The sequence below is a fragment of the Pseudomonas sp. NCIMB 10586 genome, from assembly GCF_023127895.1.
GTDB lineage: Bacteria > Pseudomonadota > Gammaproteobacteria > Pseudomonadales > Pseudomonadaceae > Aquipseudomonas > Aquipseudomonas synxantha_A.
Map to the genome: position 1 here is coordinate 553,411 of NZ_SPKQ01000042.1, position 24,742 is coordinate 578,152.

The 24,742-nt window shown below is 59.9% G+C and carries 23 protein-coding genes; 9 read left to right on the forward strand and 14 right to left on the reverse strand.

Annotated elements, in window-relative coordinates; genetic code table 11:
- Nucleotides 1-21 precede the first annotated feature (21 nt).
- Entirely contained in the window at nt 22-1,416 is a 1,395-nt protein-coding gene (locus E4P01_RS17825; protein ID WP_078821675.1) for an FAD/NAD(P)-binding protein, read from the forward strand.
- 168 nt (nt 1,417-1,584) lie between these two features.
- Here the strand turns inward: E4P01_RS17825 and E4P01_RS17830 are convergent, their stop codons facing one another.
- Genes E4P01_RS17830 through E4P01_RS17845 form a run of 4 tightly spaced genes read right to left on the reverse strand, consistent with a single transcriptional unit; the run spans nt 1,585 to nt 6,208 of the window.
- The gene (locus tag E4P01_RS17830; RefSeq protein ID WP_216091717.1) at nt 1,585-2,844 is read right to left on the reverse strand and encodes an HlyD family efflux transporter periplasmic adaptor subunit; all 1,260 of its coding nucleotides are present in this window, start codon (nt 2,842-2,844) and stop codon (nt 1,585-1,587) included.
- Nucleotides 2,834-4,312 (reverse strand): TolC family protein, encoded by a 1,479-nt coding sequence (locus E4P01_RS17835; protein WP_216091716.1) that lies wholly within the window; start codon nt 4,310-4,312, stop codon nt 2,834-2,836. The genes E4P01_RS17830 and E4P01_RS17835 overlap by 11 nt, the downstream gene beginning before the upstream one ends.
- Nucleotides 4,305-5,504, reverse strand: coding sequence for an ABC transporter permease (locus E4P01_RS17840; RefSeq protein WP_032880604.1), 1,200 nt, complete (start codon nt 5,502-5,504; stop codon nt 4,305-4,307). Before E4P01_RS17840 ends, E4P01_RS17835 begins: the two co-directional genes overlap by 8 nt.
- Nucleotides 5,501-6,208 carry an ABC transporter ATP-binding protein gene (locus tag E4P01_RS17845; RefSeq protein ID WP_078821672.1) on the reverse strand — a complete coding sequence of 236 codons (708 nt, stop codon included), beginning with the start codon at nt 6,206-6,208 and terminating at the stop codon, nt 5,501-5,503. Before E4P01_RS17845 ends, E4P01_RS17840 begins: the two co-directional genes overlap by 4 nt.
- A gap of 357 nt (nt 6,209-6,565) precedes the next feature.
- Between E4P01_RS17845 and E4P01_RS17850 the strand changes: the two genes are divergently transcribed.
- From E4P01_RS17850 to E4P01_RS17860, 3 genes are all read left to right on the forward strand, one after another.
- Nucleotides 6,566-7,297, forward strand: a complete 732-nt coding sequence (locus E4P01_RS17850; protein ID WP_014718925.1) for a TetR/AcrR family transcriptional regulator — start codon at nt 6,566-6,568, stop codon at nt 7,295-7,297.
- 31 nt (nt 7,298-7,328) lie between these two features.
- Complete coding sequence (locus E4P01_RS17855) at nt 7,329-7,496, forward strand: hypothetical protein (protein WP_216092243.1); 168 nt, start codon at nt 7,329-7,331, stop codon at nt 7,494-7,496.
- A 215-nt stretch (nt 7,497-7,711) separates the two neighbouring features.
- The gene (locus E4P01_RS17860; protein WP_216091715.1) at nt 7,712-11,455 is read left to right on the forward strand and encodes a hypothetical protein; all 3,744 of its coding nucleotides are present in this window, start codon (nt 7,712-7,714) and stop codon (nt 11,453-11,455) included.
- 126 nt (nt 11,456-11,581) lie between these two features.
- On the opposite strand, the gene E4P01_RS17865 is transcribed toward E4P01_RS17860, so the two are convergent.
- Entirely contained in the window at nt 11,582-12,643 is a 1,062-nt protein-coding gene (locus tag E4P01_RS17865; protein ID WP_248130102.1) for an FUSC family protein, read from the reverse strand.
- 163 nt (nt 12,644-12,806) lie between these two features.
- Nucleotides 12,807-14,423: an NADP-dependent glyceraldehyde-3-phosphate dehydrogenase gene (locus E4P01_RS17870; RefSeq protein WP_216091713.1), complete on the reverse strand. Its 1,617-nt coding sequence runs from the start codon at nt 14,421-14,423 to the stop codon at nt 12,807-12,809.
- 138 nt (nt 14,424-14,561) lie between these two features.
- Here E4P01_RS17870 and E4P01_RS17875 point away from each other — a divergent pair, with 138 nt between their 5' ends.
- A complete protein-coding gene (locus tag E4P01_RS17875; RefSeq protein WP_032880609.1) occupies nt 14,562-15,422 on the forward strand; it encodes a Dyp-type peroxidase in 861 nt (286 codons plus the stop codon).
- A gap of 29 nt (nt 15,423-15,451) precedes the next feature.
- Here E4P01_RS17875 and E4P01_RS17880 read toward each other — a convergent pair whose 3' ends face one another.
- Complete coding sequence (locus tag E4P01_RS17880) at nt 15,452-15,973, reverse strand: DUF3087 family protein (RefSeq protein WP_032880610.1); 522 nt, start codon at nt 15,971-15,973, stop codon at nt 15,452-15,454.
- A 115-nt stretch (nt 15,974-16,088) separates the two neighbouring features.
- On the opposite strand from E4P01_RS17880, the gene E4P01_RS17885 reads away from it, so the two are divergent.
- Both E4P01_RS17885 and E4P01_RS17890 read left to right on the forward strand, forming a co-directional pair.
- Nucleotides 16,089-16,268, forward strand: a complete 180-nt coding sequence (locus E4P01_RS17885) for a hypothetical protein (RefSeq protein WP_005789140.1) — start codon at nt 16,089-16,091, stop codon at nt 16,266-16,268.
- Nucleotides 16,269-16,280: 12 nt separating this feature from the next.
- A complete protein-coding gene (locus E4P01_RS17890) occupies nt 16,281-16,475 on the forward strand; it encodes a DUF6021 family protein (RefSeq protein ID WP_005789138.1) in 195 nt (64 codons plus the stop codon).
- Between the two features lie 30 nt (nt 16,476-16,505).
- Here E4P01_RS17890 and E4P01_RS17895 read toward each other — a convergent pair whose 3' ends face one another.
- Nucleotides 16,506-16,742 carry a DUF6555 family protein gene (locus E4P01_RS17895; protein WP_005789137.1) on the reverse strand — a complete coding sequence of 79 codons (237 nt, stop codon included), beginning with the start codon at nt 16,740-16,742 and terminating at the stop codon, nt 16,506-16,508.
- Nucleotides 16,743-16,862: 120 nt separating this feature from the next.
- On the opposite strand from E4P01_RS17895, the gene E4P01_RS17900 reads away from it, so the two are divergent.
- Together E4P01_RS17900 and E4P01_RS17905 are read left to right on the forward strand one after the other, a co-directional pair.
- Nucleotides 16,863-17,696: an arylamine N-acetyltransferase gene (locus E4P01_RS17900; RefSeq protein ID WP_148853515.1), complete on the forward strand. Its 834-nt coding sequence runs from the start codon at nt 16,863-16,865 to the stop codon at nt 17,694-17,696.
- A 125-nt stretch (nt 17,697-17,821) separates the two neighbouring features.
- Nucleotides 17,822-18,574 carry an outer membrane beta-barrel protein gene (locus E4P01_RS17905; RefSeq protein WP_032880612.1) on the forward strand — a complete coding sequence of 251 codons (753 nt, stop codon included), beginning with the start codon at nt 17,822-17,824 and terminating at the stop codon, nt 18,572-18,574.
- Nucleotides 18,575-18,632: 58 nt separating this feature from the next.
- Here E4P01_RS17905 and E4P01_RS17910 read toward each other — a convergent pair whose 3' ends face one another.
- From E4P01_RS17910 to nuoK, 6 genes are all read right to left on the reverse strand, one after another.
- Nucleotides 18,633-18,947, reverse strand: coding sequence for an XRE family transcriptional regulator (locus E4P01_RS17910; RefSeq protein WP_014718915.1), 315 nt, complete (start codon nt 18,945-18,947; stop codon nt 18,633-18,635).
- Nucleotides 18,937-19,287 carry a toxin gene (locus E4P01_RS17915; RefSeq protein ID WP_043046578.1) on the reverse strand — a complete coding sequence of 117 codons (351 nt, stop codon included), beginning with the start codon at nt 19,285-19,287 and terminating at the stop codon, nt 18,937-18,939. The genes E4P01_RS17910 and E4P01_RS17915 overlap by 11 nt, the downstream gene beginning before the upstream one ends.
- Nucleotides 19,288-19,524: 237 nt before the next feature.
- Nucleotides 19,525-20,988 carry an NADH-quinone oxidoreductase subunit NuoN gene (nuoN, locus tag E4P01_RS17920; protein ID WP_216091712.1) on the reverse strand — a complete coding sequence of 488 codons (1,464 nt, stop codon included), beginning with the start codon at nt 20,986-20,988 and terminating at the stop codon, nt 19,525-19,527.
- A 7-nt stretch (nt 20,989-20,995) separates the two neighbouring features.
- Nucleotides 20,996-22,528: an NADH-quinone oxidoreductase subunit M gene (gene nuoM / locus E4P01_RS17925; RefSeq protein WP_216091711.1), complete on the reverse strand. Its 1,533-nt coding sequence runs from the start codon at nt 22,526-22,528 to the stop codon at nt 20,996-20,998.
- Nucleotides 22,529-22,583: 55 nt separating this feature from the next.
- A complete protein-coding gene (gene nuoL, locus E4P01_RS17930; RefSeq protein WP_046068643.1) occupies nt 22,584-24,437 on the reverse strand; it encodes an NADH-quinone oxidoreductase subunit L in 1,854 nt (617 codons plus the stop codon).
- On the reverse strand, nt 24,434-24,742 hold the full coding sequence (gene nuoK / locus E4P01_RS17935; protein WP_003174727.1) for an NADH-quinone oxidoreductase subunit NuoK: 309 nt from the start codon (nt 24,740-24,742) through the stop codon (nt 24,434-24,436). Before nuoK ends, nuoL begins: the two co-directional genes overlap by 4 nt.

Consider the following 24,742-nt stretch of genomic DNA (forward strand, 5'->3'; position numbering starts at 1 on the left):
CAACAATAAGGGCGAACTGGCATGAGTGAATCCACCCGCGTTGCCGATGTACTGATCATCGGCGGCGGCCTGAGCGGTACGATGCTGGCCGTGCAACTGCTGCGCCTGCCGGGCACGCGGCGCATCCTGGTGATTGAGCCGCGTGCTGAGCTGGGGCGGGGCGAGGCCTATAGCGCGGTCGAGCTGGGTCATACCTTGAACGGCAATGCGGCGCGCATGAGCGTCGACCCGGACAACCCCGACGACCTGACCCAATGGCTCACTGACTACATCGCTGGCGGTGGTTGGCCTGAGTCGGATCAGCAGCATGTGCCCATCAGCGAACTGTTCCCGCCACGCGGGATTTTCGGGCTGTACGCGCAACAGCGCTTGGCCGAGGCCAAGGCGTTGTCTACGTCGACCGTCGAGCATATCCGCGCCGAAGGGGTGGACCTGCAAGTCGACGCAGCCTCCACGCTGTTGACCCTCGATAATGGGGAGCAGCTGCGTGGCACTTTTGCGGTATTGGCCACCGGCATGTTCCCGGCAGCGCGCACGCCCCTAACCGAGTCCAGCGGTTTGAACACCGCAGCCATGGACCCATGGGACGTGCAAGCGATGACCCAACTCGACCCGCAATCAACGGTACTGATCATCGGCTCCGGGTTGACCATGGTCGATGCCGTGGTGTCGCTGGAACAGGCCGGGCATCGCGGTCCCATCGAGATCTTTTCGCGCCACGGCCTGTTGCCCCATGTACGCCGGCAACCGCCAAGTTGGGACGATTTCCTGGCCGCCGACCACCGCCTGCGTAGCCCTCGGCAATTGCTGCGCGAGGTGCGTCGGCAATGCCGCATCGCACTCGACCAAGGCATCGATTGGCAGGCACCGCTGGACACCGTGCGTGTGCATATCGCACGTTTATGGAGCCAGGCCAGTGAGCGTGAGAAGCGCCAGTTCGTGCGGCATGTGCGGCCTTGGTGGGAAAGCCACCATCACCGCTCGCCCCCATTGAGTGCGCACTTGGTGGAGCGCTTACAGGGGGAAGGGCGGCTGCGAGTTCGCGCAGCGTCATTCAAGGGCTTGGTGCCGTCGGATGAGGGCGTTGCCATTGCGGTGCGCCAGCGTGGCGAGCAAGGACTCATCCTGGTTTCGGGCGCGGTGTTGATCAACTCGAGCGGCATTGAATACGATTGGCGCCGCGTGGCCCGGCCATTGCCGCAACAACTGCTCAAGCGTGGGTTGATCCGGCCTGGGCCTTTGGCGTTGGGGATTGCGGCGGATGCAGCCGGCGCGGTGCTGGATGCCCAGGGCCATGCCAGCCAGCGACTGTTTGCCATGGGGCCGCCGTTGCGGGGCATGTGGTGGGAGAGTACGGCGGTGACGGATGTGGCGCTTCAGGCCAAGGCACTGGCAACCAAGCTCACACAGATCTAAGTGGGGGAGGTGAGCAAGCCCTGATCCGCGAAGTGAACGTCAATGCTCAAAGCAACGAAAATCAAATGTGGGAGGGGGCTTGCTCCCGATGAGGGCTTGTCAGTAAATACATTTGTGGCTGATGCACCGCTATCGGGAGCAAGCCCCCTCCCACAGGTTGATCTGCGCTTATCTTGAGGTTTTCACAAAGCCTGGCTTGAGTCCGAATACCTCAACGCCCTGGGGCGTCGATTGCCCAGTGGTCACTTTCACCCGCTGCACCGGTTTATCCATCGCCGCCCGATACTCCACCGTCATGTCTGCCTGGATCGCCTGGCTGGGAATCACGATCGCCTGGTCATTGTTATAAGTGACAATCGTCAACCGCGCACTCATGCCCAGGCGCACCCGTTGCAACTGCTGCGGTGTCAGCTTGGGGATCGACAGGGTCACCGGAAATTGCGCGCTGCCCTGGTTGTCGCTGGCGATGGCCAAGCCACTGACCACGCTGACCGAGCCGGTCAGCCGTTCGCCGTCGAAGCCATCGCCCATTACTTCCACCGCCTGGCCCTGGTGCAACTGGTTGATGTCCAGCTCGGAGACCTTGGCGACGATTTTCAGCCGCTCGATATTGGCCAGGCCAAACAGCACTTGGCCCTGGCTGACCTTGCTGCCGGCCTGCACCGGCGCGTTGTTGTTGTTGTTGCCACCCCCTTGGGCGGTGTTGCTGCTGCCGGGCGCGGGCACTACGATGCCGGAGAACGGTGCCTTGACCTCCTTGCCTTCAAGGAGTTTTTGCAAGGCTTCGTATTTCACCGTGGCATTGGTCAGCTCCATTTCGGCAATCTGTCGGTATTCGCCTCTGCCTTGGTCCTGGGCCTGTTGCAGTTCGCCGCGCGCCGCTGCCAGGTCGAGTTGCTGCTGTTGGGTTTGCTGCTTGAGATCGTCCAGTTCGTTGCGCGGAATGATGCCGCGTTTGAACAGGTTTTCGCTTTCGGTGAGCTTGCGTTGGGTGTTGCCAGCGGTCATTTCAGCGGTGCGCAAGCTGCGGCGGGCGCGGCTGACGGCGGGGCTGCTGTCCCAGTCCTGCATTTCCTGCACAGTGCGCCGGGCCTTGAGCTGGGCGGAGAGGGCGTCGCGCAACTGCACTTCAAGAGTCGCCGGGTCCATGCGCAACAGCACCTGGCCGGCCTCGACGCGCTGGCCTTGTTCGACCAGGTTGGCCAACACGTTGCCGTCGAACGGCGCCGTGAGGGTGACGGTAGTGTCAGGCTCGATCTTGCCCACCAGGCCGATCTGGTGCACCAGCGGGTCGGGTTTTACCGCTAGCCACTGCTCGGTCGGACCTGCCTGCTCGGCGCCGTTGCGCTGGTTGAGCAGACTGATTGCCGCGCCAGCCAACAGCAGGATCGAAACAACGACTAGCAGCGTTTTTTTCTTAGTAGTCATTGAGGGCGATTTCCCAACTTTCCAGCGTCATGCCCAGGGTCAGGTCGAGTTGAGTCTGGGCGTTCAAATAAGCGATCAGCGCGTTGAGCTGGGCATTTTCGGCGTTGCGAAGGTCGGTTTCGAAGCTCAACACCTGGAAGTTAGTGGAGCGTCCGGCACTGAGTTTTTCCCGTTCGATTTCGATCTTGCGCCGTGACAACTCCACGGCACGCTTGGAAATTTCATATTGGCGCCAGCGGGTGCCGAGGTCACGCACCACGTTGTTGACGTTGCGCTCCAGCTCCTGGCGCGCATCGGTAATGCGGATTTCCTGGTCCTCGACGTTCACTCGCGCACGTACTTCGGCCTGGCGCGTGCTGATGTCGCCAATGGGGATCTGCACCTGCACCCCGGCGTAGCTGTCCCAGGTACGGTTATTGTCATGGCCGTTGTTGTTGTCGGTGGCGGCGCGCACCTGGTTGGCGCCGGCGACCAGGTCCACTTGCCAGCGCCCGGAGTCCTTGGCGATCACCAGGTTGAGGTCGGCCTGTTGGCTACCGAGCAGGGCGGCGAGGTATTCCGGTTGCTGGTTTTGCGCCAGGTTGAAGGCTTGGCGTTGGTCAATTTCCATGGGGTTGGCCTCCAGGGCTTCGGTGGCGCGCACTGGTGTCGACAGGTCCAGCGCCAGCAGGCGCAGCAAGGCCAGGCGGCTGGTGTCCAGTTGATTGCGAGCTTCTTCCACGCCCAACTGCTGGGTGGCGATGTCGGCTTCGGTTTGGACGATCTCGAACTCGGCCATGCGCCCGGCGCTGATCAGTGCCTTGTTCACGTCCAGCAAGGTGTTGGAGCGCTTGAGCGCGTCCTGCACGATCACCAGTTGTTCCTGGGCACGCAGCAGTTCGCGATAGGTGGCGATGATTTGGCTGATGGTCTGCGCCACGGTGGCCTTGAGGTTCAGGCGGTTGGCCTGCTCGGCCAGGCGCGACAGGCGCAGCGGCGCGGTGGTGGCGTCCCAGCCGGCGCCGCGCATCAGCGGTTGGATGATCGCCAGGTCGAGCCCGTCGCTGCGGTAACGGCCGGCGCGGTTGGCGTTGTTCAACTGCTGGGTCCAGGCCATGCTCAAGCGCGTGCCGTATTCGCCGAGCAGGCTGCTGGTGGGCGCGACGTTGGCGTTGCGCGCATTGTCTTGGGAGCCGCGGGTGCTGCGGTAATAGCTGTTGAGGGTGAGCTTGGGGTTGAACACATCTTCGGCCACGCGCAGATCGAACTTCTGCGCCACTCGTTGCAGGTAGGCGCTGCGAATCGCCGGGTTATTACGCAGGCCCAGGTACACCGCGTCACCCAGGGTCATGGTGGTGGCCTGGGCATTCAGCGACACGCCGCGCTCGTAGCCGCTGCGGGTACTGCTGGGCGCCGAAGGGTTGATAACCATCTCGGCAGTCATGCCCGGCAGGCTGATCAGCAGAAGGAGCAGCCCGCACTTATTCATCGCGCAGGGCCTCCACCGGCTGTAACCGCGAGGCCGAGACCGCCGGGTAGATGCCAAAGAACAAACCTACCAGTAACGTACTGCCCACCCCCAGGGGCAGGGCGGCCACCGCCAGGGCAAATGCCCAGCCCGACAGCCACGCATACAGCCAGGCGGCGGTCATGCCCAGCACCGCACCGCACAGCGCACCCACGGCGGTGAGCGTGACGGCTTCGAGCAGGAACAGGTTGCGGATATCGCGCTGGCGTGCGCCCAGGGCCATGCGTATGCCGATCTCGCGGCGGCGCTCCGAGACATTCATCAGCATCACGTTCATCACCCCGACACCGCCGCCCACCAGGGAAATCGCGCCAAGGGCCAACAGCAGGTAGGCGAAGGTGCGACTTTGGCGCGTCATGCCGTCGATCATCTGCTGGGGCACCGTGATATTGACGTCGTGGTCGCTGAGTTGGGGTTGTAGCGCAGCGGTGGCGTCCCTCGCGATACGCTCCATGTCCTGCCCTGGCGCCGCACGGATGATCACATTGCTGATCTGCGGGGTGGCATAGATGCGGCGCATACCTTCGGCCGGAATAAACAACGACTCGTTGGCCTGCACTGGCATCAGCATGGCCCGGGGCTGGTCGTGCAGGATGCCCACGATCAGAAACAGGTAGTCGTTGATGCGCACGCGGTCGCCCAGTTGCAGTGGGTCGCCCGGCGCACTGAGGGCCTGGGCAAGTGGGTCACCAATCACAGCGAAAGTTTCGCTGGCGTCGAAGGCCGACAGGAAGCGCCCCTCGCGCACGGCCAGGCGCATGGCGGCCTGTATACCCGGCGTGCTGCCGACCAGGTTGGCATTGGTGGTGCGCCCATGAAACACGATGGGCCCGCTGAACAGGCTGAGCGCGCCGATATGGGCAATGCCCGGTACGGCCAGGCGTACGGCGTCGAGGTCGAGTTGGGTACGCATCGGCACATTGCTGCTGCCCTTGGGCGGGAACTGGGCGATGAGGGTATCGGTGCCCATGTCCTTGAAGATCATCGCGGCATCCACTGCCGCGTTGTGGCCGATATTGATCAGCGCCACTACCGAGGAACTGCCGATCACAATGCCCAGCAGCGCCAGGATCGAACGTTTGCCCAGGGTGCGCAGGCTGATCAAGGCTTCATGCAGCAGTTGGCTGAGGCTCTGCTCGACCCGCAGGCTCATGGGCGCTCGGCCTCGTGCACCACACCGTTGCGCACCAGGATCTTGCGCTCCAGGCGCTCGGCAATGTGGGCGTCGTGGGTGACGATGATCAGCGTCACCTGCTGCTCACGGTTGAGGCTCAGCAGCAGGTCCATGATTTCCTGTGCGGTGGTGCTGTCGAGGTTGCCGGTGGGTTCGTCGGCGAGGATCACCGAGGGTTTGCCGACCAGTGCGCGGGCAATGGCGACGCGCTGACGCTGGCCGCCGGAGAGGTCGGCCGGGCGATGGTGGGCGCGCTCGGCCAGGCCGACTTGATCGAGCATACGCTGGGCCTGTTCCACCGATTCATGCCGCGATACGCCGCGATAACTCAAGGGCAGCGCGACGTTGTCCAGGGCGCTCAGGCGGGGCAGCAGGTTGAAGCTCTGGAACACAAAACCGATCTGCTGGTTGCGGATCGCGGCCAGTTCGTCGGGCGTGGCATTGAAAATATCGTGACCGGCAAAGTGGTACTGGCCGCAGTTGGGCAGGTCCAGCAGGCCGAGAATGTTGAGCAGGGTGCTTTTGCCGGAACCGGAGGCACCGAGGATGCCGCAGCTGTCACCGCGAGCGATGGACAGGCACACGTCATTGAGAATGCTCAGCTCCTGCCCGGCGAGCTGATAACGCTTGCCGATGCCTTGCAGGGAGATCAAGCCGGGTTGCGTGGGGGTGTCTGTCATCATGACTACGCCTGCAGTCACGACGGTACTGCCATGCCCCCGGAAAATCCTTGTAACAAGTTCGGGAGCTGCCTGTACGCGTCACGGACTGGTTTTATTTCTTGTTTTTAAAATATTGTTTGAATAGTACCTGCGTTCAATCTGCTTCGCCAGCCATGGATGTAGAGCGGTTTTACCCTTTGAAACGTTCTGCCGAATGCAGGTTTCGGACCGGTAGAAATCCTTTCAATAGGTCTCGATAGCCCGGTTATACAGGCTTTTAGTGATATGGCGGAGTGTCACTACTTGCTTTCGCCGGGCCGCCCCGGTATAAAAAAATCAAATTATTTTTTAAAACAATATTTCCGCCGTGGAACCCTTATGGTCGCGAAGAAACTCAGCGCTCCAAACGTTACCAAGACTCGATTGCTGGATGCGACAGAGGCCCTCTTCATCAAGTACGGCTACGACGCCGTGTTGCTACGCCAGATAACCGAACGCGCCCAGGTCAACCTGGCGGCGGTGAACTACCACTTCGGGGACAAGGACTCCCTGATGAAAACCCTGCTGATGCAACGCCTGGAGCCGCTCAACGAGCAGCGCCTGGAATTGCTCGCCCGCTGCGAAGCCGAATCCGATGGCCCGCTGGATTGCGACACGCTGCTCGGCGTGCTGTTCGCCCCGGCCATGGGCCTGGAACGCAGCGACCCGGCCAGCGGGGAAGGGCGCTCGTTCATTCGCTTCCTTGGCCGGGTTTACAGCGACACCTCGCCGTTTATCCAGGAATACCTCAAGGTGCATTACCAGCCGGTGTTCCAGCGCTTCTTCGAAGCCTTCGCCCTGGCACTGCCAGACCTGCCGCGCAATGAGCTGGGCGTACGCCTGCAATTTGCCCTCAAGGCGATTTCCGGGGTCATGGCCGGCACCGAACTGCGCCTGCTGATGAACTCCATGAGCCTGGGCCGCCCGGCCACGGATGCCGAGGTGATGGCCAAGCTGATCACGCTGGTGTCGGCGGCGATTCGGGTGCCGCAGCAAAGTGCAGAGGCTGAAACGGCGTTGGCGAAGGTGCTGGATACCCAGCGCGCCATTCGCGAACAAGCCACACGCTGAAGCCACTCCCCAAACCCCTGTAGGAGCGAGCTTGCTCGCGAAAAACGTCAACGATAACGCGGGCATTCTGGTTAACCGCGGCGTCATTGCGTTCTTCGCGAGCAAGCCCGCTCCTACAAAAGCGGGGCGTTTTCCAGCGCCAAAAAGCAGGCAAAAAAAAGCCCGCTGGGGCGGCGGGCTTGATATGCAACGTTTGTAACGGATGAGGCTTCACACTACGTCTCGGCTTGTGAATAAAACGTGAAAAATATGTAAGAGAAAGTGTGAATGTGCGGGCATTGTATCAACGGCACTTTTGTTCGCTGTATTACCACTCGTCGCTACTGTCATCTTTGACAGCTAGACGCCTATCCCCTTCAAGCGTCTGATTTCCTTGTTCCATAGCCGTCCAGGCCTCACCCAAGGAGTTCAGTCATGTCCAAATTACCAGCCCCCGAGGAACGTTTTCCGGTTGTGCGAAGCTCATCCACTCCCCGCAATGATCTCGACCTGCCGGTCTACTCGACCCCGGTGCTCAACGTGGTTGGGGCTGACAGGGGCCTAGGCGTGCGACATCTCGATACTTACCTATATGTAACCATTGTGCGCTGGACTAATTTGCAAGCGGGTGATACTTGCGAATACTTCCACGGCAGCCGTACGCTGCGTCTGGGCTTTCACATTGTCAAGCCAGAGGAAACAGGCAAAAGCTCTTTTCAACTGGCCATCAACGAGGAACGTATACCGCGGGGGCTATCCTTTCCTGTGTTTGTACGGGTTGTGCGTAATGGCCCAGGCACGCAGCCTACATCAGGCGACTTGACCGTCTTCGTCAAGGACGCACGGCCAGGCCTGGATGAGCAGCCCGGGCTGGGTTACCACGACAAATTGCTGCTGAGCTTGCCGGACGACCTGGCAGCGCCCGGCGCAGTGTTGACGCCGCAGCGCGCCGCCCAGGGCGTAGTGTTCACTCTCGATTACCCCGGTAAGCGAGTGCGCGATAAGGTCTATCTGTACTGGGACACGATCACGCAAGTGGTGGTTTTCGAACTCGATGAAGACCATGCAAGCGGCACAAAGCCGATTGAAGTGGAAGTTCCGGCAAGTGTCATCGGCACCGGCAGTGGCCTCCTACCGATACGCTATCAGGTGCTCGATGAAGTGGAAAACCGCTCTGGGCATGTCGAGCACTTTTCTCAGGCCGTGCATGTACAGGCCGAGCTTGACCCCAGCCTGCTCAGGCGGGCGCGCTTCCTCGTCGGCTCCACCTCGGTCACCTCGGTCAATTATGATCAGGATGCAGGGAAATTCTTTGCTGTTCAGGTGGTCACGCCTTTTCAGCTTCCGGATGGCCGTTTTGTCCCGGCGAATACTCGCGTCATTGCAACCTTGAGTGGTACTCACGCCGATGACTCAACGTTTGACCTCGATCTGCCCGATCAGGGCGCTGACCCGGGTTGGCCAACGTCGTTTCCTGTCGATGACGCCATCATCAAACAATTAATCCAAGGCTCGATGAAGATCACCTGGCGGCTTGAGTTCCCGCTGGGCACCTTACTGGCCAAGTCCCAATCCCTGACGATCCTGATATCTGGCACGATTGCGGACATGCCGGCAGTCACGGTGGTGCAGGCCGATGCCGGCTTGATTGACCCCGAAGAGCCTTACATCACCATTAATTATCCGAACCCGGCCTATACACCCTACGATCCGAATAATCTGGTCAGGCTGCGGATGGAGGCTGTTCTACCGGGTGGCGGGTTGGTTGAATACGAACAACGCCATAACGCAGGCGCCCCACCACCGCCCACCCGTTTTCGTACCGTAACCCAAGCCAACTTCGCTCGGTTTATCGGGCTGGGCGATGTGCGGGTTTTCTACACGGTAGACGACGGCCTCATGCGGGCATTGGGCACAGGGACGCAGGCCATCCGCGAGTCAGAGTCGACGTATGTGCGGTTCGGCGAGCGTATCGCCGAAATGCCAAGGCCGGAAATCGACCGGGTCGATGAGGACGACAACCTAGACCCAGATGACTTGTTTGGCCAGCTCGACATCACGCTGCCCTACGCTGAAACTTACGATGGCGATGTCTTTACATGGCGCCTGACAGGCACTGCCGCGGACGGCAGCACCCAGGATGACATCCGCCTGAATCGCGCCACCGCGGGAGCCCCCGTCTCCTTTTCGCTGGACCGACACTACGCCGACACCAACCTGGGCGGCGTGATTCGCTTGAGCTATTCACTGATCCCCGCGAATGGTGGGCGCACCCTGCGCTCTGAAATACTCGAAGTGACTGTCGGTAAGGCGCTGGGCGACTTGCCTCGCCCGGAAGTCGTCGAAGCGTCCCAAGCCCTCGACCAATTGGCACCGGAAGCGGTCACCGCCGGTGCGACCATTCGAGTCACCTTCCCGCAAATGCTGCCCACCGACCGTATTCGAGCGTGCTGGACAGGCATACCCGACATCGGCAGCCACTGTGAAACCAAGGACGGCAACACCCGTAAAACCGTGGACTTCACCGTCCCGCCTGAAGTCGTGGGCGCCAGTATTGCGCCATTTGGCCAACGGATCAACGTGCAATACTTCCTGATACGTAACGGACGAGAAACGCCTTCTCCAATCCTCGACCTGCTGCTGCTCAACCTAACCACCTTGCCGATCCCGACCATCGAAAGGATCGGGGATGCCCCGGTGCTCGAGACTTCCAAGTTGAATGGATCCGAGCGCACGATGATCAATATCTGGCACTTCATTCATCGGGCTCAGCGCATCTGGATGGAGTACAGCGGCACCTATGACACCGTTCCAGAGACGCCATACTTTGAGGCCACCTACACCAACAACCTGGTGACCGAAGAAGGCGAAGCCAGTGGAATCCTGCCACCGACCCCCGTGGACGAACTGCGCAAGCTCAAGGATGGAACGCTATTGACCATCCGTTTCTGGGTCTGCTTTGATCGCAGTTTCAACAAGGCCAATGCGGTGTTGTTCCGCGAGCGCCACTACACCATCCAGTCCCTGCCGAGCGTATTGCCCCACCCGTTTATCAATGGCACCACCGACACCGGGCCGAACGTGACGGTGGACCCGCTGCCCATTGAACACAATACGACGGCAACGGTTCGCTATGACGGTATGAGTGGGCAAGATTTCATCACGCTTTACTGGTTTTTTGCCGACGGCACCTCTTATTCAACCCGCGAGCAGGGGCAGGATGGAGGCACGCTGGTATTCAACCTGACCTCGGCCAAGGTCTTGCACCGCAGTGTGAACAGTACCGTGTGCTTGAAGTATTCGGTAGAACGGCCGGGCGTGGCAGAGCCGATTCCGTCAAATGTGCAGACGGTGACGGTCAATACCATTCTTGCTGCCAGTTTGCCGCAGCCACGGATCAACAACATTGCTTCTGGCGGTACGCTGGATGTCAACAATTTCGCGGGTAGCGCCACGGCTGCAGTGCTCAAATGGTCGTTGAGTCACACAGGGCAACGGGTCTGGTTGATTTGCAGCGGTGCAGGCGTAACCCCGCTAACTGTTCTCAATGGTGTGGCAATCACCGCAACAGAGGCTGTTAATGGGCTTGCAAACAAGGAAGTACTGCGTAGTTGGCTGAAGCGCATAACGAATGGTACACGAATAACGATAACCTGTGAGGTAACGTTTGACGGCAGTAATGATAAGTCAAAAGCCGTTATTTTTAACAACGCTCAATATACCAAGGCAGACCCTTGGACAGATGTCGGCCATTACTTTAACACTGGAAATTTAGGCGGATGGACTTTAGGAAGAGGCGGTCTGGGCGCTACGTTTGGTGTCCTTGGTTTGTATGTGGATACTCCCCATCCCTCTAATGCTGGCGCAGTGATCTCAAGGACATTTAACTTTAATAGAGTGCATCGCTATAGCATCAGTTATTCCATCGGGAACACTAGTCCGTCCGGTGGTGTCCCGCCCATCACGGCTGTTCTCGTGGGCTCGCAGGTTGCTATACCGAAATTTACAGTTCCAAATTCCGGCTATATTGAAGGCCAACAAAATTTGTCCTTCATACCGGCGGCTAACGGGCCGGCTTCCGTTGTGCTTCATAACTATCAAGATCTAGGGGGCGGTTCAGGCTCTCAAGGGGGCAATGACTTTCACGTCTACTACATAGGCGTATATCGCCTCGATTAAATGAAAAATGAGAGTAAGAAGTAACGCGCAATGAAAAGGGGTGGATCTATTTTATTTGTGGGTCAGTCCTAACTAAAAACGGAACAGATCTATTCAAGATAGATCTGTTCCGTTTTTGCTGTGATATCAAATCTTCCAGCGCGCCGAACTTCTGAAGAGCCGCTCGCGCATCCCATCAATATTCGCGGCCAGTTGCAGCGTCAACAGCCGGTAGCCGTCCAGCCCGTTGTGTACCGGGGCCTCCAGCAGCGTGACGTTCGACGTAACACTACTCGATCGCTCCAACCGCTCCGTCACCCCCGACTTCAACGCCCGTGCCATCCCTACCAATTGCACCCGAATCTGCCGATGCTCGGCCTTCAACATCACCTGCATCCGTGCCATCGCTTGCTCATTCCGAGGATCCGGGCGGGTATTGCCGAGAATCTCCAGAGTGCTGATGCACATGCGCAGATGACGCTGGATCGCGTCCAGTTCGGTCATGGAAATCCGCACCTCCTTGGACACCGATGGCATCAATGAACGCAGTTGCAACATCGCCGCGTTCAAGCGGTTGAGCAGTTTGAGGTGTTCATCGTCGGTCACCGATTGGCCATTGATGATCCGACTATAAATTTGCGCGCAGTCGCGCAACGCACTGGCCAGGTTGTAACGCCACGAATATACGGCATACAGCGGCAAGGCAAAGGAAAACGCCAAGGCCAGCACGATACCGATCAGGATATCGACCGTGCGCCATAAGCCATCTGATATCGGGTTGTCACCGTGGCCGGCAACGATAAACACTGTGATAGCCGACAGCAGCGCGATGTAACCGCCCTTGCCGATGGCATGGTAGGAAAAGAACCCGCACACCAATGACATCAACAGATAGGTCAACAGCGGCAGGCCGAAGTAAGCCTGTTGCACCACCAGCAGTAAACCGACGCTGGCGCCGATCAAGGTGCCATAGGCGCGCTCGACGGCTTTCTTGCCGATATTGCCATGGTGCTGCAAGCCGCCGATCACGATCAGCATGGTCACCGATGCCCATTCCCCGTGGGGCAGGTTCAGGCCACTGGTGAGCAGGATGGTCGCCAGCAAACCGACGGATACGCGCGCGGCGTGGATCAGCTTGGCGTGGCGAAAGCGCCGGTACGGGTCGAGCAGGGGGCGCAGCAGGCGCCGGGCAAAAATGGGCAGGTTCATCGGTATTGAAGTGGCCTCAAATGTATGAATGTGCTCGACTCAATGTGGGAGCTGGCTTGCCTGCGATAGCATCACCGCGACCTGACTGAAAGACCGAGGCGCCGGCATCGCAGGCAAGCCAGCTCCCACACTGACCTGTCTGCACATTGGAACGGGGTTGGCTTCAGAAAATGTAATCGGTCGTCAGGAAGCTCGAGTCACGGTTGCGCAGGATATCGCTGACCAACGCCTTGTTACTCTCCTGGAACTTGGTCGCCACCAGGGTACGGATCGAAAACACGCGCAAGGCGTCATGCACCGACAGCGTGCCCTCGGCCGAGTTCTTGCGGCCGTTGAACGGAAAGGTGTCCGGCCCGCGCTGGCACTGGGCGTTGATATTGATGCGACCGACCTGGTTGGCAAAGGTGTCCACCAGGCGCCCGACGGCGACGGGGTTGGTGCCGAAGATACTCAGTTGCTGGCCAAAATCCGAATCCAGCACGTAGTCGATCACGGTCTCCAGGTCACGGTAGGGCACGATCGGCACCACCGGGCCGAATTGCTCTTCATGGTAGACGCGCATCTGCGGGTTCACCGGATACAGCACCGCCGGGTAGAAGAACGAACCACGGCTGCTGCCACCCTCGGCATTCATCACTTTGGCCCCATGCCGTGCGGCATCGGCCACCAGTTCGTTGAGGTAATCCACCTTGCCCACCTCGGGCAGTGGCGTCAGCGCCACGCCGTCTTCCCAGGGCATACCGGGCTTGAGCGTCGCGAGTTTGGTGTTGAATTTCTCGATAAAGCTATCGACGACATCTTCATGCACGAACAGGATCTTCAATGCAGTGCAACGCTGGCCGTTGAACGACAACGAACCGGTGACCGCTTCACTCACCGCGTTATCCAGGTCCACCTCGGGCAGCACGATGCCGGGATTTTTCGCGTCCAGGCCCAGGGCGGCTCGCAAGCGGTGCGGCTTGGGGTGCAGCTTTTTCAGGTCGCTGGCGGCCTTGTTGGTGCCGATAAAGGCAAAGATATCGATCTTGCCGCTGGCCATCAGCGCGCTCACGGTTTCGCGGCCGCTGCCGTAGATCACGTTGATCACCCCGGCCGGGAAGCTGTCGCGGAACGCCTCCAGCAAGGGGCGGATCAACAGCACACCAAGTTTGGCCGGCTTGAACACCACGGTATTGCCCATGATCAACGCCGGGATCAGCGTGGTGAAGGTCTCGTTCAACGGGTAGTTGTAAGGCCCCATGCACAGCGCCACGCCCAGCGGTACGCGGCGGATTTGCCCGAGTGTGTCCTGTTCCAGCTCGAAACGGCTGCTACGGCGGTCGAGTTCCTTGAGGGCGTTGATGGTGTCGGTGATGTAGTCGCAGGTGCGGTCGAATTCTTTCTGCGAATCCTTGAGGTTCTTGCCGATTTCCCACATCAGCAGCTTCACCACCGCATCGCGCTGTTCGCGCATACGCCGTAAAAATGCCTCGACGTGCTGGATACGTTCGACAACGCGCATTGTCGGCCACTCACCCTGGCCACGGTCATAGGCACGCACGGCGGCATCCAGGGCGGTGAGGGCGGTGTCGGCATCCAGCAATGGCGTGCTGCCGATATGCACGCGCTCATCGCCCAGTTGCACCGGGCTTTGCACGCGAGCGAGCGGGCCGTTCCACACCCGCAACTGGCCATCGACCAGGTAATCACGCTGCTCAATGGGCGCCGCCAGGCGAAATTGCTCGGGAATCTGGGTGACGGAAGTGGGAAACAGCTGGGCGAGCAGGTTGCTGGTGGTCATGTCGCTACCCCTGGAATAGTTGCAAAACATGACTAGAGAGTCACCCAACTAGCGGCTCTAAGGCAAGGCTTACGCGCATTGTTGTTCGCAGCGCGGTGCGCGTCGGGTAAACTGCGCGGCTTTTCAGAAGGAGTTCACATGAGTCAGTACCAGCCGGGCATTCTTGCCGCACCGGTGCCTTTGCAGGCCCGCCATCTGTTTTTCGCCCTCGATTCCCTGCAAGCCGTGCCCGCGGCGCTGGACGCGCTGGTGCAGTTGACGGATGCGGCGGCCGTGGTCGGTTTCGGTGAACCGCTGGTAAAGGCGCTGGGCGCCGAAATTGAAGGGCTGCGTGCATTCCCCGCCGTCAGCGGCCCTGGCGCTGACAACCCTTCGACTCAACAGGCGCTGTGGGTATGGCTGCATGGGGTGGATCGTGGCGAGTTGCTGCTGCGTAGTCGTGCCATCGAGAAAGCCCTGGCCCCGGCGTTTCGCCTGGTGCAATCGACTGAAGGCTTCCGCTACAAGACCGGCTTTGACCTGACCGATTACGAAGACGGCACCGAAAACCCCCACGACGATGCCGCCGTGGAAGCCGCCTTGACCGACAGCGGTGCCAGCTTTGCCGCTATCCAGCAATGGCAGCACGACCTCGACGGGTTCGCCGCGTTGCCTGCGCAGGAGCGTGACCACATCATCGGCCGCCGCCATGGCGACAACGAAGAACTCGACGACGCTCCGGAATCGGCCCACACCAAGCGCACAGCCCAGGAAAGCTTCACCCCGGAAGCCTTCGTGGTGCGACGCTCGATGCCTTGGGCCGAGAATGGCCAGGCAGGATTGATGTTTCTTGCGTTTGGTCATTCCTTCGATGCATTTGAGGCGCAGCTTCGGCGTATGAGCGGGTTGGAGGATGGGATTGTCGATGGTTTGTATCGCATCAGTAAGCCATTGACTGGTGGCTATTACTGGTGTCCCCCGGTCAGGGAAGGGCGTCTGGACCTGAGTTTGGTTTTTTAACGACCTTTGCCTGCTCCCTGACGTACGCCTCAAGCGCTTTTGAGCGTTTCCAGCCACGCGGGGTCAAGCCGGGTTTGTTCGGTATCGATCCCCAGTGCGTGCATCTTGGTCTTGTGTGCGTCGATCTCGCCGACCAGTTGCGCCTGGGCGCTGGAGTTGGCATCCAGCTCATGCATTTGCGTCAGCCCCATGTGATAGAAACGCAACAGTTTGATGGCGGCCGGGTCGTTGGCTTGTACCCGCTCGGTGACCTTGTGCATTACGTTGGTCACGCTCATCAGGCTGCGCTTGAGCTGCCAGCCATACACCGCCGGCGCCAGCCAGGGCTGGGACCAGAACGGGCCACGTACCAGTGCGACGGTGATCAACACCCCGGCAAATACACCGCCGACATTGAAGCGAAAGTTGTCCCCGCCAGGCTCACCGAACAGCATCACCGCCAGGCTCGACAACAGCATGGCCAGGGCCAGGAACAGTACGGCCACTATCAGCGTGCTGCGGCGGGTCTGTTGACGGTAGGTGACAGGGTCGCAGGGTTTGAGCTCGAACATCCGGGTCAGGTCTCCAGAAAGGGCGGTCATCTTCTCATGCTTGCAGCAATGAAGTTGAACGATGACTGCGCACGGTTTCTCTAAACCTGTGAAGCCCCTCATGAGGTAAGCCATCATGTCTGAACACAAGCAGCCACCGCCAGGTACACCTGATCCGAACCGCACCCCAGGGGAGGAGGAGCGCGACAACGATGCTTTGCGCCCCAACGATCCCAAAGAGCGTGGCCCCGACAACGATGTCGAGCACGTCGAACAAGACCTGGAAAACCTCCACGACAAAGCGCGCCCGCTTTAGCAGGAGCATGTGATGAACAAACGTACCGATGGTCCCCACTCCAACGAGCACGCCAGTGGCAAGGATGAGCTGGGTTTCGACCCGGACTCGCCAGATGTGGCCGACCCTCAGGTCGACCCGGTAGGTCCGGCTATTGCGCCGCTGGATGAGAAAAAGTCATCTGAGAAAAAGCCGCCCTACGATCCGTTGGGCGACTTGAAGAAGTGAATCGAGCCCCGCCGTCGTGCGGGGCTTTGTTTATTTGGGTGGGGTCCAACTGACGTCGGTGATGCCGTATTTTTCCGCCCAGGGCCGGGTGGTTTTTTTCACTTGCTCGTGACCGACGCGGCCGATGCGGCTGACATGGGCAATGTCGGCATCAACGGCCGCCCAGTGCCAGGCTTCGGCGTTATTCATCACCTCGGCGCGCACCACGAAAGACTTGGGTTTACCGTGTAGCTGATAGTGGATGGTGTAGATTTTTGCGGTACTCATGTTGCCTCCCTGTCTTGTTATAGATGGATAGGCCAGCGTTCTAAAAGGTTCATTCAAAATGACAACGTACGCAGTGGCGCGGCATAGTGACGCTCTTGCCCTGCGCCCGAGGATCGCGCCATGCTCACACCCACGGATAGCCGCCTGTACCTGCAACGCCTGGGCTATGCCTCGCCACCGGCACCCACCTTGCAGACCCTGCGGGACTTGCAGCTGCGCCATGTCTGCACCTTTGCCTTTGAAAGCCTGTCGACCCTGATGCACGCGCCGGTGCCGATTGACCTGCAAAGCGTCACACAGAAGGTGTTGCACCAAGGACGCGGCGGCTATTGCTATGAGTTGAACCAGCTGTTCCTGGCCTTGTTGCAGGAGCTGGGCTATGAGGCTCGCGGCATTACCGGTCGTGTGGTGATTGGCGGGCCACCGGACGCCCACACCGGCCGTACTCATCGTCTGAGCCTGGTGACCCTCGACGGCGTGCGCTATATCACCGATGTCGGCTTCGGTGGCATGGTCCCCAGCAGCCCGTTGCAACTGGACAACGAAGCTCCCCAAGCCACTGCCCATGAGCCTTTTCGCCTGACATGCAATCAGGGCAGCTACACATTGTGGGCCCAGGTCGGTGAAGAGTGGCGCGGCTTGTACGTGTTCGATCTGCAAGTGCAGGCAGATATCGACTACGAAATCGGCAACTGGTACGTCTCCACGCACCCAGGGTCGCCGTTCGTTGGGCAGTTGAAGGCCGCGCTGCTTGCCCCCGGTAAACGTCATACCTTGGCCAACGCCCACTATGCGCTTCATTACCTGGATCGGCCCAGTGAAAAGCGCACGCTTCAGAGTGCCGACGAGTTGCTGGCGCTATTGCACGACACGTTCGGGATTCAGCTGCCGGATCAGCCTCGACTTCGCGAAGCCGTTGAAAGCCTTATCCGCACGAATCCTGAAGAATATTGAGATAGAGCCTTCGCTGAACCGTTTTTTCTCCATTTTGGTGCAAATCCGTTCGAACTTTTTGCAAACGCCAAGGTTCGAACCGATTCCTGAATACTTTGCCCACCTTAAAATGGAGATGTAAAACGATGTCCAAACTATTCGGAAAATTTCTCAAGAACACCTCGTTGCTGGCCCTGGTCGCTGCGCCTGGCGTGGTGTTCGCTGCACCTTCCACCGACCCGATCTCCACGTTCGGGATCCTGGGTAGCTACAACGACTTCAAGCTGGAAGGCGGTAGCGAAAGCGACAAGGACCACATGCCTGAAGCGGGCCTGTTCTATAACTTCGGCAACAAGCTCACCGCCGAGTCCGGCTTCATCTACCAGGCCGGTATCGAAGCCAAGTACGGCGAAAAAAGCGACAACAAGCTCAAGGAAGGCCAGGCCGACCTTGACCTCGGCTGGCGTGCCGCGCTGGATGCGCGCAACTTCGTCGACGTGATCGTAGGCGGTGGCTACACCTGGACCCGCTATGAGCCGGACACCAATGGCTACGATATGAAGCTGACCAACAAGTCGCCGTTCGCCAAGGCTGCGCTGGGCTACAACCACCAGTTCGATGACATGACGCTGCGCGTTGAAGCCGGCGCCCGTCACACCATCGATGGCCGTGCCAAACTCAAGGTAGACGGCGTTGGCAGCGACAGCGTGGACCTCAAGGACCGCACCAACCCCTATGCTGAAGTCAGCCTGCTGATGAACCAGAAGGGCGACCTGCCAGTGATGGCGGGCCTGTACTACACCCGCACCGAGTACAAGCTCGACGACGACTCCTATGTGGCCGACAACACCAAGCTCAAGCGTGACGAATACGGCTTCAAGGTCGGTATTGCATTCTGACGCTGTTGTACTGCAAAAAACGCCTCGATAATCGGGGCGTTTTTTTTGCTTTCGCAGGTCAGCCCAATGCGGCAAGTTGCGCCACGGTTTCAGGAAAACGCGCTACCAGACGGATCAGGGTGACGGCCTGGGCGTTGGGCTTGGCCCGGCCTTGTTCCCAGTTCTCCAGGGTGCGGGTGTTGGTACGCAGGTACATGGCGAATACCGACCGGGAAAGGTTGAGTTGCTGGCGCACGGCGATCACCTCATCAGCGGTGAGCGGCGCCAGCTTGTTAAGGTGGACCTTGTGGTTGCGCAGGGTGATTTTACCCTGGCGCTCATCGGCCAGGGCGTCGAAGCCTTCGACCAGTTCGGAAAAGATGTCACGTTTCATGATGTGTTCTCGCTTTGATTTCCCTGTCCAGCATGTGTTTAAGAGCTTTCTTGTGGTGGGGTGTCAGGTCGCTCTGTTCGTGCTTGCCGTACAAGGTGAATAACCAGAATTGCGTGCCGCCTGACCACCAGTAGTAAATGACTCGCAGGCCACCACGCTTGCCTTTGTTTCGCCTTTCATCAACGAAGCGAACCTTTCTCAACCCGCCCGTTCCTTCGATCACATCTCCTGCTTCGGGGTTTTTCATTAACTCCTGTTGAAAACCCTGGAAAAGCTCCTCACTCAGATAGTCCTTGCGATGCCGCTCGAATGCCGGCAGTTCGATAAATAGAGCATCCATGTTCTGTACGTAGCCTGCGTAGAGTTTGGTGGCCCACTCGCGTTAGGTCAAGTGACCGCGCTGTGGGAACTTTCCTAAAACGCAAACACCATACGGCCGGCTTCATCGGGTAGATGCCGGATGAAGAGGCAGATCGAGGAGGAAAATTCAGCGAGCAGGGGAGGGGAAAAGCAGATCCTGGGAAACGCAAAACGGCGCCCAAAGGCGCCGTTCTGTTGACTGCATCAACCTAAGCGATCAAACCCCCAGCACCGCATGCTGCACCAAGGTGAGCAACGGTTGTGGGTACACGCCCAGGAAGAACGCGAGCAGGGCGATGGCCAGCAGCATCACGCCGCCTGCCTTCTGTTCCCAATGCAACTCGGCATCCACACGGCGCAGGTTGGGCTCGATCAGGTACAGGGTGACCATCACGCGCAGGTAGTAGAACACGCCGATGGCGCTGCCCAATACCAGGGACGCTACCAACCACCACTCGTGGGCTTCAACACCGGTTGCGACAATGTAGAACTTGCCGATAAAGCCCGCGGTCAGCGGAATGCCGGCCAGGGACAGCATCATTACGGTCAGCACGGCAGTCAGGTACGGACGGCGCCAGAACAGGCCGCGGTATTCGTACAGGGCATCGGCGTCACGGCCTTTGTAAGGCGAGGACATCAGCGTGATCACGCCGAAGGCGCCGAGGCTGGTGATCACGTAGGTGACCAGGTACACGCCAATGGCTTCCACGGCCAGGCCCTTGCTCGCCACCAGGGCGATCAGCAGGTAGCCGAAGTGGGCGATGGACGAGTAACCCAGCAGGCGCTTGAGGTTGTTCTGGGTCAGCGCCAGCAGGTTACCGAACAGGATCGACGCAATGGCGATTACGGTCAGCACGTTGCTCAGCACGCCGGTGTTGGCGGCAGGGGAGATCTGGAACAGACGCACCATCACCGCAAATACCGCTACCTTCGACGCAGTCGCCAGGAACGCGGCCACCGGCGCCGGGGCGCCTTCGTACACGTCCGGGGTCCACAGGTGGAAGGGTACCAGGGAGAGCTTGAACGCCAGGCCGATCAGCATCATCGCCAGGCCCAGCTGGGCAATCGGCGCCGGGCTGTTGGTGGCGGCCAGGGCCTGGCCGATACCGGTGAAGCTCAGGCTGCCGGCTTCGGCGTAGAGCAGGGCCATACCGAACAACAGGAACGCGGAACCGGCGGCCGACAGCACCATGTACTTGATACCGGCTTCCAGGGAGCGCTTGTTGAAGAAGGCGTAGGCCACCAGGCCGTAGGTCGGGATCGACAGCAGTTCCAGGCCGATGAACAAGCCGGCCAGGTGCTGCGCGCTGACCAGCACGATACCGCCGGCCGCAGCCAGCAGGATCAGCAGGTACAGCTCTTCCTTGTTACCCGGGTAGCCGGTGCCGCCTTCGCCGAGGTAGGCGTGGGCGAGGGTGACGCAGGCCAGGGTCGCCACCAGGATCAGGGCGATGTACAGCAGCGCGAAGTCATCGACCATCATCAGCGGGGTCACCCCCAATGGCGCGACCTTGAGGGCCGGGATGATCGACAGCAGGGCCAGGTTCAACCCGGCGCAGGACAGCAGGAACGTTTGCGAGTGATTGCGGCGCCAGGCGATTGCCAGCATCACCACCACGATGGTGAGGCTGGTAATCAGCAGCGGCGCAAGCGCGATAAAGTGTTGGATCGTGAATTCCATAGCGCTCTTACCGGGCCGAAGCGAGTTGAGAGAAGGCGGTGCCGAACCACTGCTGCACGCCATGCATCGTTGCGGCAGAAGTGTCCAGGAACGGTTGCGGGTACACGCCGATGAAGATCAGCAACACCGCAAGGCCGAGCACCATGATCAGTTCGCGCGCATCCATCCCTTGCAGGACGGTGTCGGACTTGGCCGGGCCGAAGTAGGCGCGGTGGATCATGATCAGCGAGTACACCGAACCGAACACCAGGCCGGAGGTAGCAATGGCGCTGATCCACGGCGTCTGTACAAAGGCACCCATCAGGATCAGGAATTCGCCGATGAAGTTACCGGTCCCCGGCAAGCCCAGGGATGCAGCGGCGAAGAACAGGCTGATCGCCGGCAGATAAGCAATGCGCGACCACACGCCACCCATTTCACGCATGTCACGGGTGTGCAGGCGCTCGTACAACTGACCACTGAGGATAAACAGGGCAGCGGCCGAAACACCGTGGGCCAACATCTGGATCACTGCGCCTTGCAGCGCCAGTTGGCTGCCGGAGTAGATGCCGATCAGTACGAAACCCATGTGGGAAACGGACGAGAAGGCAATCAGGCGCTTGATGTCGGTTTGCGCGAAGGCCAGGAACGCACCGTAGAAGATCCCGATCAGACCCAGGGTCATGGCGATCGGCGCGAACTCGGCCGAGGCATTCGGGAACAGCGGCAGGGCGAAACGCAGCAGGCCGTAGGCCGCCGTCTTCAACAGGATACCGGCCAGGTCCACGGAACCGGCAGTCGGCGCCTGGGCGTGAGCGTCAGGCAACCAGGAGTGAAACGGCACCACTGGCAGCTTCACCGCGAAGGCGATGAAGAAGCCGAGCATCAGGATGTACTCGGTGGTCAGCGACATCTTGGTTTTCAACAGGTCGGCGTAGTTGAACGTAATCACGCCGGTGCTGTTGAAGTTGACCAGGACCAGGCCCAGGATCGCCACCAACATGATCAGGCCGGAAGCCTGGGTGAAGATGAAGAACTTGGTCGCCGCGTAGATCCGGGTTTTCTTGCCGTCCGAAGAACTGTGACCCCAGAGCGCGATGAGGAAGTACATCGGCACCAGCATCATTTCCCAGAAGAAGAAGAACATGAACAGGTCCAGCGCCAGGAACACGCCGACCACGCCGCCCAGGATCCACATCAGGTTCAGGTGGAAGAAGCCCACGTGACGCTGGATCTCTTTCCAGGAGCAGAGTACCGAGAGGATACCCAGCAGGCCGGTCAGCAGGATCATCAACAGCGACAGGCCGTCGAGGGCCAGGTGCACATTGATGCCGAAGCGCTGGATCCACACGTGCTTGAATTCAAGCGCGAAGGTGGGATCGACACCCGGTGCCGGAGCGAATGAATAGTCACCAAGGGCCCACAGCCAGAGGCCGAGTGCGAGTTCCAGGGACATGGTCAGCAACGCAATCCAGCGTGGGAGGGTGGCGCCGAAGCGTTCACCCATCCAGCAGAGCAGGCCGCCGATAAAGGGAATCAGGATTAGCCAGGGCAGAATCATGACGGGCTCGTTTCCTTTCGCAAGTTTGCAAAGTACGCAGTGCACTTAAACATAGTCAGACCGCTACCACGACGATGGCGCCGATCACCAGCACGGCACCGGCCGCCATGGACGCTGCATACCAACGCAGTTGGCCAGTCTCGCTGCGGCTCAGGGCGGTGTGACCGGCCTTGGCGGCGCGCGGGATCAAACCGATGGTCTGGTCGAGTGGGTCTTTGCGCAGTACATGGCTGATGGCGAGGTATGGCTTGACGAACAGTTTGTCGTAGAGCCAATCGAAGCCCCAGGCAGCGAACCACCAGGCCGACAGGAAGCGCCCGATGCCACTGTTGGCCACGGCGGTCACGAAGCGACGCTTGCCGAGGAACAGCAGGGCGGCCAGCAGGATACCGGCGATGGCAATGGCGCCCGAGGCGATTTCCAGGCTGTGCTTGTCTGCGCCGCCGGCATGGCCGACGCTTTCTGGCAATACGCCGGCCAGTGGTGGAGTGATCATGGCGCCGATGAAGGTCGACAGGATGATCAGCACCGACAGTGGCAGCCAGTGGGAGATGCCATGGCCTGCGTGTGCTTCGGTCTTGGCTTCACCGTGGAAGGTGATGAAGATCAGGCGGAAGGTGTACAGCGAGGTCATGAACGCACCCACCAGGCCTGCGTAGAGCAGGTTCTGGTTACCGCTGGCAAACGCTTCCCAGAGGATTTCGTCCTTGGAGTAGAAACCGGCGGTCACCAACGGCAGGGCTGCGAGTGCGGCACCACCGACGATGAAGCTGGCGTAGGCCAGTGGCAGTTTCTTCCACAGGCCGCCCATCTTGAAGATGTTCTGCTCGTGGTGGCAGGCGACGATCACCGCACCGGAGGCGAGGAACAGCAACGCCTTGAAGAACGCGTGGGTCATCAGGTGGAAGATCGCCGCGTCCCAGGCGCCAACGCCCAGGGCCAGGAACATGTAGCCGATCTGGCTCATGGTCGAGTAGGCGAGGATACGCTTGATGTCGGTTTGCACCAGCGCGGCGAAGCCGGCCAGTACCAGGGTCACGCCACCGACGATGCCTACCAGGTGCAGGATGTCCGGTGCCAGGGTGAACAGGCCGTGGGTACGGGCGATCAGGTAGACACCGGCGGTCACCATGGTTGCGGCGTGGATCAGTGCCGAAACCGGTGTAGGGCCAGCCATCGCATCCGCCAGCCAGGTTTGCAGCGGCAGTTGCGCGGATTTACCCACGGCGCCGCCCAGCAGCATCAGGGTCGCCAGGGTGATCCAGAAGTCGCCGACCTGGAATTTCTGCGGTGCCAGCACCAGCAGTTCCTGGATGTTCAGCGTGCCCACCTGTTGGAACAGGATGAACAGGCCAATGGCCATGAACACGTCGCCGATACGGGTGACGATAAATGCCTTGAGTGCCGCATTGCCGTTGTTGCGGTTGCTGTAGTAGAAACCGATCAACAGGTACGAGCACAGGCCCACGCCTTCCCAGCCGAAGTACAGGAACAACAGGTTATCGCCGAGCACCAGGAACAACATGCTGGCGATAAACAGGTTGGTGTACGAGAAGAAGCGCGAGTAGCCCGCTTCACCGCGCATGTACCAGGACGCGAACAGGTGGATCAAAAAGCCTACACCGACCACCACGCCGAGCATGGTGATCGATAGGCCGTCGACGTAGAGGGCGAAGTTGGGCTTGAAGCCTTCCACCGACATCCACTGCCACAGCACCAGGGTGTAGTGACCGCCTTCTGGCGGCGCCACGTTGAATTGCCAGATGACGTAGGCGGCCACGATGGCCGACAGGCCGATGGAACCCACGCCGATCAAGGCCGAGAGGTTTTCCGACCAGCGCCCGCGAGAGAACGACAGCAGCAGGAAACCGATCAGGGGGAATACGAAAGTCAGAAAGATCATGTTCATCCGCGCATCTCACTGGCAGCGTCGATATCAAGCGTGTGGAAGCGACGATACAGCTGCAGCAGGATCGCCAGGCCAATACTGGCTTCGGCGGCTGCCAGGCTGATCACCAGGATGAACATGACTTGTCCATCCGGCTGGCCCCAACGTGCGCCTGCCACGATGAACGCCAGTGCCGCGGCGTTCATCATGATTTCCAGGCTCATCAACACGAACAGAATGTTACGGCGCACCATCAGGCCGACCAGGCCAAGGCAGAACAGGATGCCGGCGACCGCCAGACCATGCTCCAAAGGGATAGCAGGCAT